The following is a 13,862-nucleotide window of genomic DNA, read 5'->3' on the forward strand; positions in this document are numbered from 1 at the left end:
ACCGCGATCGAAGCCACCGATATCTATGATGCGATCCTTCCGGCCGCGGCCGAACAGCTGAAAACCCGTCTGATCGCCAACAACGTGGATCTGGAAGACCAGATCACGAAGACGGTTGACGAACAGGCGCTGGCGCTGGTCTCGCGCCGCGCAGACCTGGAACAGGAAGCCGCACGCATCTATGCGGCCGCGTTTACCGAAGACGAGTTGAAGGCGATTGCCGCGTTCTACAACACCGAAGCCGGCAAGAAGCTGTTGCAGAACGGGCCGATCGTGTCGCGCGAAGTCAACAGTTCGGCCGCGATCTGGAAGCGCGGTATCGAGCGCGACCTGCTGGAAAACGTGACCAAGGCGCTGAACGACGCTGGCGTGCGCACGCCCGCGCCTCCGGCCGATACGCCGGCGGAAGCGCCTGCCGAAGGCGGCGACCAGGGCGCGGCGACCGACGCGCCAGCGCAGAACTGAACGAACACTTCAATGTGATCCCGATGGCAGGCCCGGTCCACGACCGGGCCTTTCGTTTTTGCGGTGCATTCACTATGTGGGCGGTGACCTGACCGGCGCTGTCCGGCGCGCAAGCGGAGATTTTTCATGACGCAATTCGACTACGACCTCTTCGTCATCGGCGGCGGTTCCGGCGGTGTTCGCGCTGCGCGGCTTGCCGGCGCCATGGGCAAGCGGGTCGGCCTGGCCGAGGAATTCCGGATGGGCGGCACTTGCGTGATCCGCGGCTGCGTGCCGAAGAAGCTGTTCGTCTACGCCTCGCAATATTCCGAGCATTTCGAGGACGCGTCGGGCTACGGCTGGTCTGTCGGCGAGACGTCTTTCGACTGGCCGACGCTGATCGCGGCGAAGGACAAGGAGATCGCCCGTCTCGAGGGGCTTTACCGCAAGGGGCTCGAAAGCAACAATGTCCGCGTCCACGACACGCGCGCGCGGTTGGTCTCCAGAAACGAGATCCTGCTGGAAGCGACGGGGGAGACCGTGACAGCCGACCAGATCCTGATCGCGGTCGGCGGGCGGCCGAACCTGCATGACGCGCTGCCCGGTCACGAATATTGCATCACCTCGAACGGCGCCTTTCATCTCGAGGCGTTGCCGAAGGCGATCGTCGTCGAGGGCGGGGGCTATATCGCGGTCGAGTTCGCCAACATCTTCCATGGACTCGGCGTCGATACGACACTCGTCTATCGCGGCCAGAAGATCCTGGGCGGGTTCGATGAGGATCTGCGCGACCACCTGCAGGAAACCATGATCGCCAAGGGCATCAAGGTGATCTGCCACCAGGTACTGGAAAAGGTCGAGAAACGCGCGGACGGCCGCCTCGAAGGGCATCTGTCCGGAGGCGACGCGCTGGTTGCCGACCAGGTGATGCTGGCACTTGGCCGCGTGCCGAACACGGAGAGCCTCGGGCTTCATCACGCCGGCGTCGAGATGGACCAGCGCGGCGCGGTGATCGTCGACGATTATTCGCGCAGCAGTGTCGACAATATCTGGGCCGTGGGTGACGTGACCAACCGCGTCCAGCTGACACCGGTCGCCATTCACGAGGCGATGTGTTTCCTGGAAACCGCCTTCAAGGACAATCCGACGAAGCCCGACTACGACACCATTCCGACGGCGGTCTTTTCGCAGCCGGAAATCGGTACCGTCGGTCTGACGGAGCATCAGGCGGCGGGGAAATACGCCGAACTGGATGTCTATCGGGCGAGCTTCCGGCCGATGCACAACATCCTGCCGGACCGGCAGGAAAAGATGATAATGAAACTGATCGTCGATGTTGCGAGCCGTGTCGTCGTCGGCGCGCATGTGATCGGGCCGGGGGCCGGCGAAATGGCTCAGTTGCTCGGCATTTCGCTTAAGGCGCGCTGCACCAAGGAGGATTTCGACGCGACCATGGCCGTACACCCGACGGCGTCGGAAGAGCTGGTGACGATGTATGCGCCGACCTACCGCCTGAAGGACGGGGAGAGGATCGACTGACTGCACGTCTTGAACCGGGCCGGGTGGACGCCCTATGTCAGGGTAATGGAAGCAATTTACCAATCGCAGACGCATGACACCCGAGCAGCTTGAAAAAGTCATGGAGGCGGCGGCGCGGGGCGAGCTTTTCGCCTATTTCGGCTATGGTTCGCTGGTGAACCGCGATACGCACCGCACCGACACGTTCGGCGCCGTGCGTGCGTCGGTGCGCGGCTGGCGGCGGTACTGGCAAGGCCGGTCGCGGCCGGTCGGAATTCCGATTTCGTTTCTGAGCGTCAAGGCGGAGACGGATCCCGAGCACGAATTGCCGGGTCTGCTTGTATTTGACCGGGTGGAGAACCTGCCGGCTCTCGACGAGCGCGAGGGCAACTATGACCGGCGGACCGTCGATCCGGAAAGGATCGCTGTTTCAAACGATCTCGCCGTGGACGTGCCGATCTATATCTACGAGGGCAAGCGCGAACACGCATCCGAAACCGGCCATGCGATCCTGCAGAGCTATCTGGATGCCGTGCTGCAGGGCTATCTCTACGAATACGGCGTCGAGGCGGTTCGCCGGTTTGTCGCCGACACGCACGCCTTCGACGACACGCCGGTCATCCGGGACCGGCACGCGCCGCGCTATCCTCGCCACGTGACGCTGACGCAAGAAGAGAGTAGGCTTTTCGATGATGCGCTCGACGCGCATGGCGTGACTTACAGGGATCCGGCCTAGTTCCGCAGCGATTTGCCCGCAATACGGGCTGGAATCACCGGGTGCTTTCCCGTATAGGGGCGCGACGGCCCGGGCGAGGAAGACGAAAGCCCCGCCGTTACCGAACCCTTCGATGCGAATGCGAGTAGTGACAATGGCACAGACGTGGACACCTGAGAGTTGGAGAAAGAAGCCAATCCTGCAGGTCCCGACCTATCCGGACCAGAAGGTCCTGGACGAGGTCGAGGGCCGTCTGCGCACCTATCCGCCGCTCGTTTTTGCAGGTGAGGCGCGCGCGCTCAAGAAACAGTTGGCCGATGTCAGCGAAGGCAAGGGTTTCCTGTTGCAGGGCGGTGATTGCGCCGAAAGCTTCGCCGAACACGGCGCCGACACGATCCGCGATTTCTTCCGCGTGTTCCTGCAGATGGCTGTCGTCCTGACCTTCGGCGGTTCCAAGCCGGTGGTGAAGGTCGGCCGCATTGCCGGCCAGTTCGCCAAGCCGCGCTCGTCCGACAACGAGACCAAGGACGGCGTGACGCTGCCGTCCTACCGTGGCGATATCATCAACGGCATCGATTTCACCGAGGCGTCGCGCACGCCCGATCCGAACCGGCAGGAAATGGCCTACCGGCAGTCGGCCGCGACGCTGAACCTGCTGCGCGCCTTCGCTCAGGGCGGTTATGCCAACCTCGAAAACGTCCACCAGTGGATGATGGGCTTCGTTTCCGACAGCCCGCAGGGCGAACGTTACGAGGCGCTGGCCGACCGGATTTCGGAAACGATGGACTTCATGCGGTCGATCGGGATCACGGCCGACAATTACGCGCGGCTGCGCGAAACCGATTTCTACACCAGCCATGAGGCGCTGCTGCTCGGCTACGAGGAGGCGCTGACCCGCGTCGATTCCACGTCCGGCGACTGGTATGCCACGTCCGGCCACATGATCTGGATCGGCGACCGCACGCGCCAGGCCGACCACGCCCATGTCGAATACTGCCGCGGCGTGAAGAACCCGATCGGGCTGAAATGCGGCCCGTCCATGGAAGCCGACGACCTGGTCAACCTGATCGAAATCCTCAACCCGGCCAACGAGCCGGGCCGGCTGACGTTGATCGCGCGCTTCGGCCACGACAAGGTGGAAGAACACCTGCCGCGGCTGATCCGCGCCGTCGAGCGCGAGGGCAAGAAGGTCGTCTGGTCGTGCGATCCGATGCACGGCAACACGATCACCGCCAATGGCTACAAGACGCGGCCGTTCGAGCGGGTGCTGGGAGAAGTGGAAAGCTTCTTCGAGATCCACCGCGCCGAAGGGACCTACCCGGGCGGCATCCATGTCGAGATGACCGGCAAGAACGTGACGGAATGCACCGGCGGCGCGCGCGCCGTTAGCGCCGAGGAGCTGAGCGATCGCTACCACACCCATTGCGATCCGCGTCTCAATGCCGACCAGGCGCTGGAGCTGGCGTTCCTGATCGCGGAAAACCTGAAACAGGGTCGCAGCAACGGCGAGAACAAGATCGCCGTCAACGCCTGAGGCGTTTGTCTGCCGAAGTGGTTCAAAGGCGCCGGGGCTTTACCGGCGCCTTTGACGTTTTCGTGAGCGAAAAACCGCCTTCCAACACGATGGCGTGAGATGACGCGGAGGTGATTGGCCGGTTAGCGGGCGGATATGCACCACTGGTTTCTGGCGCAACAGGCGCTGTCAATCAGAGGGAGAATTATCATGAAGCTCATCGTTCCGGTCGCCCTTGCGGCGACATTTGCCTTCGCCGGCGCGGCTTACGCGCAGGACATGATGAATTGTGACCAGGAAACCTTCGACAAGGTGATGATGGAGGTCGACAATTCCTCCGACGCCGCGATGAAGGAAAAGGGCATGATGGAACTGGACATGGCAAAGACCGCCATGGAAGCCGACAAGAGCGACGAGTGCGCCGAGCATCTCGACATGGCTGCCAAGGCCGTCATGATGGAGTAGCTCCGGCTGAAGTCCCGGTCTGGCGCCGGAGATTTTCCGGCGCCGTTTTTTCTTCGATGGCACGCGACCGGCAGGCTTGCGACGGACTGCGTCGCGCGGCAACCTATCCGGATGCGCGGGGACGGCTCATGATCGTCCCCGTCATGTTTATTCGGAGGGGATTATGGAAAAGCGGACGGGCGGGTGCCTTTGCGGGGCAGTGCGCTTTGCTGTGACAGGACCGGTGCGGCGCGTGGTCTACTGCCATTGCTCGCAATGCCGCAGGCAGACCGGGCATTTCGTCGCCGCGACGGCCTGCGACGACGCGCAGTTGCAGCTGGAGGGTGGCGGGAACCTGTCCTGGTATGCCGCGTCCGGCGAGGCGAAACGCGGTTTCTGCCGGATTTGCGGATCGCTTCTCTTCTGGAAGGGTAACGGCAGCGGTACGACGTCGATCATGGCCGGGTCCTTCGACCTTCCGTCCGGTCTGACCGAAAGCGGGCATATTCATGTCGCCGACAAGGGCGATTATTACCAGATCACCGACGGCCTGCCACACGAGTAACAAACGGTCGTTTCAAATTATTGAACGCAAAGTCGCCAATTGTCTTCTCGCGCGGCGGGTCCGGTCGTACTATCTGCCTGTGCAAGGAGAAAGTTCATGACCTCAATGCCCAGCGTCTTCGTTTCCCACGGCGGTCCGAACGTCGTTATCGAACCTTCGGAAGCGCATGATTTCCTTGCAACGCTCGCCAAGCGCCTGCCTCGTCCGAAGGCGATCGTCATCGTGTCCGCGCATTTCGAGACGGACGGACCGGTCGTCGTCACCGACCCGCATCCCGGCATGATCTACGATTTCGGCGGGTTCTCGCCGGAACTCTATGAAAAGATCTATCCGGCGCCGGGCGAACCGGAACTCGCGACACGGATTGCCCATATGCTCCAGGATGCCGGCCTGCAGCCGCGCATCGCGCCGGAGCGCGGTTACGATCACGGCGCCTGGAATCCGCTGATCCTCGCCTATCCCGATGCGGACATTCCGGTGGTGCAACTGTCGATCGACCCGCATCGCGACGCCGAATACCACTATGCGCTCGGCAAGGCGCTGGCGCCGCTGCGCGAGGAAGGCATCCTGCTGATCGGGTCCGGCCATATCACGCACAATCTGCGCGCCATCTTCGCCTCGATACGGCACGGAACCGATCCCGATCCGGAATTGCCCGGCAAGATCGAGGCGTTCACGGGCTGGTTCGCCGAGCAGTTCGAGAAGGGCGACAAGGACGCGATCCTCGACTGGCGTTCGCGTGCGCCTTTCATTGCCGAGAACCATCCGACCGACGAGCATCTGCTGCCGCTGTTCTTCGCCTATGGCGCGGCCGGCGAGGATCCGAAGCCGGAACGGGCGCATCATTCGCGCCAATACGGCTTCTTTGCCTGGGATTCCTGGTTCTTCCATTGAGTGCGCCCTTGAAAGGTTGGTTCAACCGGTCACATTGGCGTCCATGAGCGACATAGATCCGCAATTTGCCCTGGCCTCGCGCAATGGGTTGCCCGACGATCTGCGTTACCTCGTGGAGCGTTATCCGCGCGAGGACTGGGCGGGACACGCCAATCTCGGCGGCATGGCGCAGTTCTGGCTTGAACGTCACGCGATGTTCCGCGAGATCGGGGGGATGCTGACGCAAAGCCTCGGCGACTACCGGGAAGGGCGCTTGGAGGCTCAGCCGTTTGCCTCGTTTTTCGTGCCGCGGCTGCAATTTTTCCTGCAACAGCTGCACGGCCATCACCAGATCGAGGACATGCATTATTTTCCGGTCTTCGTGCAGGCCGAAGCCGGTCTGCGGCGCGGCTTCGCGCTGCTCGACAACGATCACCACGTCATCCATGAGGCGCTGGAGCGCAATGCGCACGGCGCCAACGCGTTTCTCGGCAAACTGCGCGAGGGGCGAGATGCCGCACGCTTCGCCGCCGACAGCTATGGCGACGACACCGAAAAGCTGGTGGCGATGCTGATGCGGCATCTGGAGGACGAGGAAGATCTGATCGTTCCGGTGATCCTCGACCGGGGCGAGGAGACGCTCGGGCTGATGTGATTGGGCTCAGTAGCGGATTTCGAATTCCGTAAAAGCATCCTCCGTATCGCGGTCCTCGATCTCGACGCCGGTGACCCGCGCGGCGGGAGGCCCACTCCACAGGAGCCGGACCATCGCGTCGACGGCGGCTACCGGGCCCGACAACAGGGCGGTGACCGCGCCGTCCGGTTCGTTTCGCACCCAGCCCGAAATCCCAAGATGCCTGGCTTGCTGGCGTGTCCAGGCGCGAAACGACACGCCCTGCACGCGGCCGGTCATCCGGACGAGAACGGTTTTGCGTGTTTCGTTCATGGTGTCTCCGCCTCGCTGGCTTACACGATAACACCGATTTCGACCGCAACGCGCCATGCCGCATCCCGTCCGGGCCAATCGAGGCGCGAGGGTCGCGGATCGTCCGGGGACATCGAATCGGCGGACGTCATATTTCTTTCATCGAAAGCTGAGTGGCGTAAGAAGACGCGCTTTCGATCACGCGAGAGAGCCGGAACGATCATGCGTCCCGAATGCGCCGGATCAATCAGAACGCGCCAGATCACGTTTAGAAAACTCTTTTAACTCATTGTTATAAAATACTTCACTTGGATATCAGTTCCCGAAAATCTTTTCGGAAAATCACCTCTCTTGCGGTTTCTCAGCCTGAAACGCTTTGTGGATTTCCATTAGCCGGCTTTGTTTCTGTTCTTGTGGATAACCCGGTCCCGCGTTACTTTTTGTCATGTTCGGGCGCGCTTGTTTCCAGCCGGACGAAAGCTCCATGGCTGTTCCGTGCGCATCGAAATCGCGAGTCGAAAGGAGCTTGGAGCGGACATGACGCATACAGGTCGAACGATTCTTGGCGCTGCCTGCGCGATCCTGCTGGCATCGGTTGCGGCCGAGGCGGACAGCTATCTCGTGCTCTCCCATGCGAAGGCGCTGGACGGAAAGACCATCGAGGACAAGGACGGCAAGCGGTACCGGCTGCAGGGAATCGACGCACCGGAACTGGGCCAGGTCTGCCTTGGATCCGACGGCGCGGAATATGCCTGCGGCGAGGCTTCGCGCGACGCGCTCGCCGAAATGCTGAACGGCGTCGTCACATGCGATATCCTCGAAAGCGGCGCGGGCGAACGGCAGCCGGTGCGCTGCTACAATTTCCTCGATCTCGACATCGGCGCAGAACTCGTCGCGGCCGGCTGGGCAGTGCCGGACCGGCCGAACGGCATGGACTACGTCTTCAACGAGATGGAGGCCGAGGCGCGCGATCTCGGCTTGTGGAAGGGCAAGTTCGTTCCGCCGAACCGCTGGCGCGCCGGCACCCGGCTCTAGCACGGCGCGCGTCGCTTTGGGTCACGCTTGGGCGCGCACGAAATGGCTTGCCAGGAACAGCAGACCTGTCACCAGGAAGGGGCCGCCGAGCATAAGGTTGACCCATCCCGGATTGGACAGAAGCAAAAACGGCAACAGGCCGGCCGCCACGAACAGGATGCCGCCGAGCCACTCGACGCGCCACGCAAGCACCAGAACCGCTGACAGCATGAAACCCGGCACGAAGTGCATGAACAGCGCCACCGCGATTTCCGGCCATGGTTTCCCCGGCTCGATCGCGTCCAGCGCGAAGATCGAGATGAACAGGATTGCGGCGACCCCGAGAAGGCGCGGCGTCCAGTAGATCAGTCTCGTCACATGTTCCCTCCGCGGTCGCCGCTTGCCGGATTTTGAGCCGGAAGTGGCCTTTTGGAACTTTTGCCTCTATACAGGCACTGTCCGGTTCGGCCGATGCGCGGAACCGGACTGTCGCGCAGGACGCCGGAAAAGCTTCCGGTTGCCGGTTACCGCCTCCGCGAAACGGCCCAGCCTATTTCGTATTTCCCGCGCGGCAAAGCGCCAAGCGCTTGTCGTCAAGCCAGACGATTTTGATGCTGCCAGCAAGTGCCGCCATACAGGCGGCCGGCAGCAATTCCCCGGCGCTGCGCACACGCCTGCGGCGCTTCAACACGAACCGAATGAGGAACCCATTGCGAGTTCTCGTCAGAGAAAACAATGTCGATCAGGCCCTCCGGGTCTTGAAGAAGAAAATGCAACGCGAAGGCCTGTTCCGCGAGATGAAGTCGCGGCGCGCTTATGAAAAGCCCTCCGAACGCCGCAATCGCGAAAAGGGCGAGGCCATCCGCCGCGACCGCAAGGCGGCGCGAAAGCGCGCCCAGCGCGAGGGCCTGCTTCCGGGCCGCAAACGAAGCGGCCGCCGGTAAAACTATAAACCGTCGAACGCAACGCATTCGATGCTGCTTGCGTTCGGCGCTCTTCGCCAGCTTCCCGCTTTCGCATTCTCCATCTCGCCGCGCCTGCAAGCGTCTGCGCAATTGCCTCCCTCGCTGGCGCGCGCTAATGCTCGCGCATGAGCCACGCACCTGACGTTCTGCGCATCGCTGTCGCGCAACTCAATCCGATTGTCGGCGATATCGCCGGCAACCTCGCCATGGCGCGCGAGGCGCGCGCCGACGCGGCGCGCCACGGCGCCGATCTCGTCTTCTTCACCGAGCTGTTCATATCCGGCTATCCGCCGGAGGACCTCGTCATGAAACCGGCCTTTCTGGCGGCATGCGAGAAGGCCGTGCGCGATCTCGCCGAAGACACGGCCGACGGCGGTCCGGGCGTCGTCATCGGCGTGCCGCTGGCGCGCGGAGAGTTGCGTCACAACTCCATCATGGTGCTCGACGGCGGCAAGGTCACGGCGGAGCGCCACAAGGTCGACCTGCCGAATTACGGCGAATTCGACGAAAAGCGCGTGTTCCATGCCGGGCCGATGCCGGGACCGGTCGATTTTCGCGGCGTGCGCCTCGGCATTCCGGTCTGCGAGGATATCTGGGGCGATCTCGGCGTCTGCGAGACGCTGGCCGAAAGCGGCGCTGAACTGCTGCTGGTGCCGAACGGATCGCCCTATTACCGCGGCAAGACGGATATCCGCCATCAGGTCGTCATCAGGCAGGTGATCGAGAGCGATCTGCCGGTCCTCTACGCCAATCAGCTCGGCGGGCAGGACGAACTCGTCTTCGACGGGGCCTCGTTCGCCTTTAATGCCGATCGCAAGCTCGCCTTCCAGATGAGCCAGTTCGAGGAACAGGTGACGGTGACGACGTGGAAGCGGGGCGAGGAGTCCTGGTTCTGCGAGGACGGGCCGATGTCGCGCATCCCGGAAGCCGAGGAAGCGGATTACCGCGCCTGCATGCTGGGGCTGCGCGACTACGTCAACAAGAACGGCTTCAAGAATGTCGTGCTCGGCCTGTCGGGCGGCATCGACTCGGCAATCTGCGCCGCGCTGGCCGTCGACGCGCTTGGCGAGGAGCGTCTGCGCGCAATCATGCTGCCCTACGCCTATACATCCGAGGAATCCCTGACCGATGCCGAGGAATGCGCCCGGCTGCTCGGCTGCCGCTACGATGTGGTGCCGATCTTCAAGCCGGTCGAGGGCTTCATGGACTCGCTGTCGGAACTGTTCGAGGGCACCAATGAAGGGATCACCGAGGAGAACCTGCAGAGCCGCACGCGCGGCACGATCCTGATGGCGATCTCGAACAAGTTCGGCTCGATGGTGGTGACGACCGGCAACAAGTCGGAGATGAGCGTCGGCTATGCCACGCTCTATGGCGACATGAATGGCGGCTTCAATCCGATCAAGGATCTCTACAAGATGCAGGTCTATGCGCTGTCGCGCTGGCGCAACGCGCACACGCCGCCGGGCGCGCTCGGGCCGACCGGCATGGTGATCCCGCAGAACATCATCGACAAAGCGCCGTCGGCCGAACTACGTCCCGACCAGACCGACCAGGATTCGCTGCCGCCCTATCCGGTGCTCGACGACATCCTCGAATGCCTTGTCGAGCACGAGATGGCCGTCGATGACATCGTCGCGCGCGGACACGACCGCGAACTCGTCCACCGCGTTGAGCACCTGCTCTATATAGCCGAATACAAGCGCCGCCAGTCGGCGCCGGGCGTGAAGATCACGCGCAAGAATTTCGGCCGCGACCGGCGCTACCCGATCACCAACCGTTTCCGGGATCGGACGTAAGGTGCTGACGTCACGTTAGCGATGCGCTAACCAACCACTGCAACCTGATGTTGAATTTCCCCGTCTAGACAGATCAGCCGGGCAGGGGACTTCACATGGACAGCGAAAGCCGCAGGGCGCATCCGGACAGGCTGAAGCGTGACATCTATGTCGCGGCGGGGCTGACCGTGGCGGCCTTCGTCGTTGCGCTGTTCTTCATCGTCGACCGGGCGAGCAACGTCGCCAACGGCCTTGCGCTCGATGACGATTTCAATCTTCTCACCGCCGAACTTGCCGATCAGCGGCATAACGCCGAATACTACATGAACGAGGGCACGACGACGCTGGACGGCTTCATGACGCTGAACCGGCGCCAACCCGACATGGGTTACATGGCCGACGAACTGAAGCGCTGGATGGCCAACAGCTATGGCCTGCAGCAGGTCGTCGTCGTCGACGCCGACGGCTCGATCCGGCTCGGACTGAAGGACGGCGTCGAGTTGGAAGATCCGGCGAGCCTCGACATCGCGCCGCTTGCGGCGCCGCTGGCGGAAAAGGCCCGGGATTATTTCAGGCAAGTGCTGCGGAGCCTGCCGGAACACTGGGAAGACGGAAACGCGGCACAGAACGTCCGCGACCGCTACGTGGTCAGCGATCCGGTGTGGATCGACGGCCAGTTCGGCTTCCTGATGGCGCAGCAGGTTTTGCCGTGGAACTACGACGGCAAGTTCGATTTCGGCGACGGCCATGTCCACGTCGCCTTCCGCAATCTCGACCAGGGCGGCATCGAAGACGCCGTCCAGCGGCTCGACCTCGCCAATTTCCGGATCAGCAAAATCGAGGACGCGCCGGACCAGGCCGCCCGCCTCGACGTCACCAATCTCGTCGGCGAGCCGGCCTACGCCCTGCTCTGGGACAAGCCCGATCCGCGCACGCCGATCCTGCTCGCCGTCCTGCCGCTCGGCGTCGCACTTATCTGCGCGATTACCGCGCTGCTGGCGATCATGCTGCGGCGCTATCGCATGGCGCTGCACGAACTCGCCGACAGCGAGGAGCGCAACCGGCGCATGGCCAATCACGACGCGCTGACGGGACTGGCCAACCGGGCGCAGTTCGACGCCCGCCTCGACTGGCTGATCGAACGGGCGCCGCGCGAGGGCTTTGCCGTGATGTGCATCGATCTCGACAAGTTCAAGGCGGTCAACGACACCTACGGCCACCATGCGGGCGACGCGGTGCTGGTCGCCGCCGCAGACCGGTTTGCCGAAAGGATCGGCGACAAGGGGCTCGTCGCCCGGGTCGGCGGCGACGAATTCGTCGTGCTGGTCAGCTCCGGCATCGATCCCCTGGTGCTCAAAATGCTGGGTGAATGCCTGATCGCGGACGCCACGATACCGGTCGCGTTCGAGGGCGTTGACCTGCAGATCGGGGCGTCGATCGGCGTTTCGATCTGGCCGGCGAACGGGCGCACGGCCAAGGACATCATCAATGCGGCCGACCAGGTGCTCTACGATTCCAAGCGGGCGGGGCGCGGGCGCTGCACGCTTGCCGAACCGCCGGATGCCGGAGGCGTCACCGCCGCCGCCTGACGGGAAGTCAGGCCGGTCGCATTTGAGAATGCTTCGGATTTCTGCGAGTTAGTGGGCTTGAGTCCCATGGATACACGAAGCATCTGCCACCGATGAGAATGCCCGTCTTTCTGCGCGATAACGCCCGCTGGCCTGCCGGCGGATTTCTGCTGACGCTGTTTTCCAGCTATGGCGAATTTCCGACCGGGCGATGAAACCGGAACCGGCGGCAATCGGCTGAAATCCTGCGCTATTTCCGGCGCCAACTTTCCGTGCCGACCTTGTCGGAGCCGCCATAGGTCCACACGCCGTCCCAGGTTCCGTCTTTCTGTTCGACGTAAAACGCGAGGCCGAAGCTTTTCCCCGACACGTAGCCGACGGCGAGCGTATCATCGCTCGAGTCGGCCGGGCCCATGATGGTGACGCCCTTGACCGGCGCGGCGCCGAGCGCCGATCCGACATAACGCGTGCCGGCAATGTTCCAGATCACCTTGTAGGTTTCGCCGGTGCGCGTCACCGATACCGTGCCCTTGTAGGTGCCGCTGCCGCCCGGATTGGTGCCGGTGACGGCATAGGTGCCCTCGGGGCCAGCGATTGCGCTCGCAACGCCCGCAAGGAGAATGACGCACGTGCCCAGTATCGATTTCATCCGGCGTTCCTCCGTCCCGCGTCCGATTTCGTCGAGCATGTTGGCATCGGCCGCCGGTTCCCGAAAGGGGCAATCGGCGTTTTGGCAAGCCGGTGCGCGAGCGGCTCAGCGCCTAGGCGGCGCCCCAGTCGCGCAGCAGGTAGCCGATCGCGAAGGCGGAGCCGGCCGCCAGCAGCCCGATGACGAGGGTTTCCAGTCCCGATGCCCACCAGCGCGTCAGCGCCCAGCGGCTTTTCAGCGAACCGATGGCGAAGAACACGATCGACGTCATCGTCAGCGCGATCGGCATCGCCATGCCGTTCGGCGCGATTACATAGGGCAGGAGCGGCACCGATCCGCAGATGACGAAGGCGGCAAAGGTCGACAGCGCCGATCGCATGGGATCGCGGACCGTGGTGCTTTGTCCGTGTTCCTCGGTCAGCATCATGGCGACCCAGCGTTCGCGGTCCGAGGTGATCGCCTCGACGGAGTGCTCGAGCGTGTCGCCGTCGAGGCCCTTCATGGCCATGATCTGGCGGATTTCCTCGCGCTCTCCTTCCGGGTCCTGCGCGATGTGTCGGTATTCCATGTCGCGCAGGCGCTCGCGATCGTCGACCTCGGTCTTGGTGCCGGAATAGTTGCTTGCCGCCATGGAGATGCCGTCGGCGAGCAGGTTCGCGAGACCGAGAATGATGACGACATGGGCCGACAGCGATGCGCCGACGACGCCCGCGACGATGGCGAAGGTCGTAACCGCGCCATCGATTCCGCCATAGACGAAATCGCGCAGATAATTCGGTTTCGCGCCCGTGGTCAGCCGCAGACGGATTGCCTCGACGGTGTGTTTGTGCTCAAGCGTCATGACGCGTTTCCGGTTCTCGTTCCGCCATTCATATCGTCCGGCGCGCATGC

16 protein-coding genes are annotated in these 13,862 nt (G+C 63.1%); 12 read left to right on the plus strand and 4 right to left on the minus strand.

Annotated elements, in window-relative coordinates:
- From IG169_RS17450 to IG169_RS17485, 8 genes are all read left to right on the plus strand, one after another.
- On the plus strand, nucleotides 1-465 hold a 465-nt coding region (locus IG169_RS17450; RefSeq protein ID WP_193177524.1), incomplete at its 5' end, for a DUF2059 domain-containing protein.
- A 126-nt stretch (nucleotides 466-591) separates the two neighbouring features.
- Nucleotides 592-1,983, plus strand: coding sequence for a glutathione-disulfide reductase (gor, locus tag IG169_RS17455; protein WP_193177525.1), 1,392 nt, complete (start codon nucleotides 592-594; stop codon nucleotides 1,981-1,983).
- Between the two features lie 73 nt (nucleotides 1,984-2,056).
- Nucleotides 2,057-2,698 carry a gamma-glutamylcyclotransferase family protein gene (locus IG169_RS17460; protein ID WP_193177526.1) on the plus strand — a complete coding sequence of 214 codons (642 nt, stop codon included), beginning with the start codon at nucleotides 2,057-2,059 and terminating at the stop codon, nucleotides 2,696-2,698.
- 133 nt (nucleotides 2,699-2,831) lie between these two features.
- Nucleotides 2,832-4,211, plus strand: a complete 1,380-nt coding sequence (locus IG169_RS17465) for a class II 3-deoxy-7-phosphoheptulonate synthase (protein ID WP_193177527.1) — start codon at nucleotides 2,832-2,834, stop codon at nucleotides 4,209-4,211.
- A gap of 189 nt (nucleotides 4,212-4,400) precedes the next feature.
- Nucleotides 4,401-4,655 carry a hypothetical protein gene (locus tag IG169_RS17470; protein ID WP_193177528.1) on the plus strand — a complete coding sequence of 85 codons (255 nt, stop codon included), beginning with the start codon at nucleotides 4,401-4,403 and terminating at the stop codon, nucleotides 4,653-4,655.
- A gap of 163 nt (nucleotides 4,656-4,818) precedes the next feature.
- The gene (locus tag IG169_RS17475) at nucleotides 4,819-5,199 is read left to right on the plus strand and encodes a GFA family protein (protein WP_193177529.1); all 381 of its coding nucleotides are present in this window, start codon (nucleotides 4,819-4,821) and stop codon (nucleotides 5,197-5,199) included.
- 96 nt (nucleotides 5,200-5,295) lie between these two features.
- Nucleotides 5,296-6,093 (plus strand): DODA-type extradiol aromatic ring-opening family dioxygenase, encoded by a 798-nt coding sequence (locus IG169_RS17480; RefSeq protein ID WP_193177530.1) that lies wholly within the window; start codon nucleotides 5,296-5,298, stop codon nucleotides 6,091-6,093.
- A gap of 43 nt (nucleotides 6,094-6,136) precedes the next feature.
- On the plus strand, nucleotides 6,137-6,727 hold the full coding sequence (locus tag IG169_RS17485) for a hemerythrin domain-containing protein (protein WP_193177531.1): 591 nt from the start codon (nucleotides 6,137-6,139) through the stop codon (nucleotides 6,725-6,727).
- A 6-nt stretch (nucleotides 6,728-6,733) separates the two neighbouring features.
- Here IG169_RS17485 and IG169_RS17490 read toward each other — a convergent pair whose 3' ends face one another.
- Complete coding sequence (locus IG169_RS17490; RefSeq protein ID WP_193177532.1) at nucleotides 6,734-7,018, minus strand: acylphosphatase; 285 nt, start codon at nucleotides 7,016-7,018, stop codon at nucleotides 6,734-6,736.
- Nucleotides 7,019-7,534: 516 nt separating this feature from the next.
- Here IG169_RS17490 and IG169_RS17495 point away from each other — a divergent pair.
- A complete protein-coding gene (locus IG169_RS17495) occupies nucleotides 7,535-8,032 on the plus strand; it encodes a thermonuclease family protein (RefSeq protein WP_193177533.1) in 498 nt (165 codons plus the stop codon).
- A 21-nt stretch (nucleotides 8,033-8,053) separates the two neighbouring features.
- Here IG169_RS17495 and IG169_RS17500 read toward each other — a convergent pair whose 3' ends face one another.
- Nucleotides 8,054-8,389 carry a DUF7670 domain-containing protein gene (locus tag IG169_RS17500; RefSeq protein WP_193177534.1) on the minus strand — a complete coding sequence of 112 codons (336 nt, stop codon included), beginning with the start codon at nucleotides 8,387-8,389 and terminating at the stop codon, nucleotides 8,054-8,056.
- A gap of 332 nt (nucleotides 8,390-8,721) precedes the next feature.
- Between IG169_RS17500 and rpsU the strand changes: the two genes are divergently transcribed.
- From rpsU to IG169_RS17515, 3 genes are all read left to right on the plus strand, one after another.
- Nucleotides 8,722-8,955, plus strand: a complete 234-nt coding sequence (gene rpsU / locus IG169_RS17505; protein WP_193177590.1) for a 30S ribosomal protein S21 — start codon at nucleotides 8,722-8,724, stop codon at nucleotides 8,953-8,955.
- Nucleotides 8,956-9,101: 146 nt separating this feature from the next.
- A complete protein-coding gene (locus IG169_RS17510; RefSeq protein ID WP_193177535.1) occupies nucleotides 9,102-10,775 on the plus strand; it encodes an NAD+ synthase in 1,674 nt (557 codons plus the stop codon).
- A 95-nt stretch (nucleotides 10,776-10,870) separates the two neighbouring features.
- Nucleotides 10,871-12,343 (plus strand): GGDEF domain-containing protein, encoded by a 1,473-nt coding sequence (locus IG169_RS17515; protein ID WP_193177536.1) that lies wholly within the window; start codon nucleotides 10,871-10,873, stop codon nucleotides 12,341-12,343.
- A gap of 229 nt (nucleotides 12,344-12,572) precedes the next feature.
- Here IG169_RS17515 and IG169_RS17520 read toward each other — a convergent pair whose 3' ends face one another.
- Together IG169_RS17520 and IG169_RS17525 are read right to left on the minus strand one after the other, a co-directional pair.
- Complete coding sequence (locus tag IG169_RS17520; protein WP_210326089.1) at nucleotides 12,573-12,971, minus strand: hypothetical protein; 399 nt, start codon at nucleotides 12,969-12,971, stop codon at nucleotides 12,573-12,575.
- Nucleotides 12,972-13,083: 112 nt separating this feature from the next.
- Nucleotides 13,084-13,812, minus strand: coding sequence for a VIT1/CCC1 transporter family protein (locus IG169_RS17525; protein ID WP_193177537.1), 729 nt, complete (start codon nucleotides 13,810-13,812; stop codon nucleotides 13,084-13,086).
- Nucleotides 13,813-13,862: the final 50 nt, after the last annotated feature.

It is taken from the genome of Oricola nitratireducens, assembly GCF_014904745.1.
GTDB classification, from domain to species: Bacteria; Pseudomonadota; Alphaproteobacteria; order Rhizobiales; family Rhizobiaceae; genus Oricola; species Oricola nitratireducens.

What these genes read in the sequence shown, in the direction of transcription:
- IG169_RS17490 (WP_193177532.1), bottom strand. Translation starts at nt 7,018, where the DNA reads ATGAACGAAACACGCAAAACCGTTCTCGTCCGGATGACCGGCCGCGTG.
- IG169_RS17480 (WP_193177530.1), top strand. Translation starts at nt 5,296, where the DNA reads ATGACCTCAATGCCCAGCGTCTTCGTTTCCCACGGCGGTCCGAACGTC.
- IG169_RS17475 (WP_193177529.1), top strand. Translation starts at nt 4,819, where the DNA reads ATGGAAAAGCGGACGGGCGGGTGCCTTTGCGGGGCAGTGCGCTTTGCT.
- IG169_RS17515 (WP_193177536.1), top strand. Translation starts at nt 10,871, where the DNA reads ATGGACAGCGAAAGCCGCAGGGCGCATCCGGACAGGCTGAAGCGTGAC.
- IG169_RS17510 (WP_193177535.1), top strand. Translation starts at nt 9,102, where the DNA reads ATGAGCCACGCACCTGACGTTCTGCGCATCGCTGTCGCGCAACTCAAT.
- IG169_RS17460 (WP_193177526.1), top strand. Translation starts at nt 2,057, where the DNA reads ATGACACCCGAGCAGCTTGAAAAAGTCATGGAGGCGGCGGCGCGGGGC.
- IG169_RS17470 (WP_193177528.1), top strand. Translation starts at nt 4,401, where the DNA reads ATGAAGCTCATCGTTCCGGTCGCCCTTGCGGCGACATTTGCCTTCGCC.
- IG169_RS17520 (WP_210326089.1), bottom strand. Translation starts at nt 12,971, where the DNA reads ATGAAATCGATACTGGGCACGTGCGTCATTCTCCTTGCGGGCGTTGCG.
- IG169_RS17525 (WP_193177537.1), bottom strand. Translation starts at nt 13,812, where the DNA reads ATGACGCTTGAGCACAAACACACCGTCGAGGCAATCCGTCTGCGGCTG.
- IG169_RS17465 (WP_193177527.1), top strand. Translation starts at nt 2,832, where the DNA reads ATGGCACAGACGTGGACACCTGAGAGTTGGAGAAAGAAGCCAATCCTG.
- gor (WP_193177525.1), top strand. Translation starts at nt 592, where the DNA reads ATGACGCAATTCGACTACGACCTCTTCGTCATCGGCGGCGGTTCCGGC.
- IG169_RS17495 (WP_193177533.1), top strand. Translation starts at nt 7,535, where the DNA reads ATGACGCATACAGGTCGAACGATTCTTGGCGCTGCCTGCGCGATCCTG.
- IG169_RS17485 (WP_193177531.1), top strand. Translation starts at nt 6,137, where the DNA reads ATGAGCGACATAGATCCGCAATTTGCCCTGGCCTCGCGCAATGGGTTG.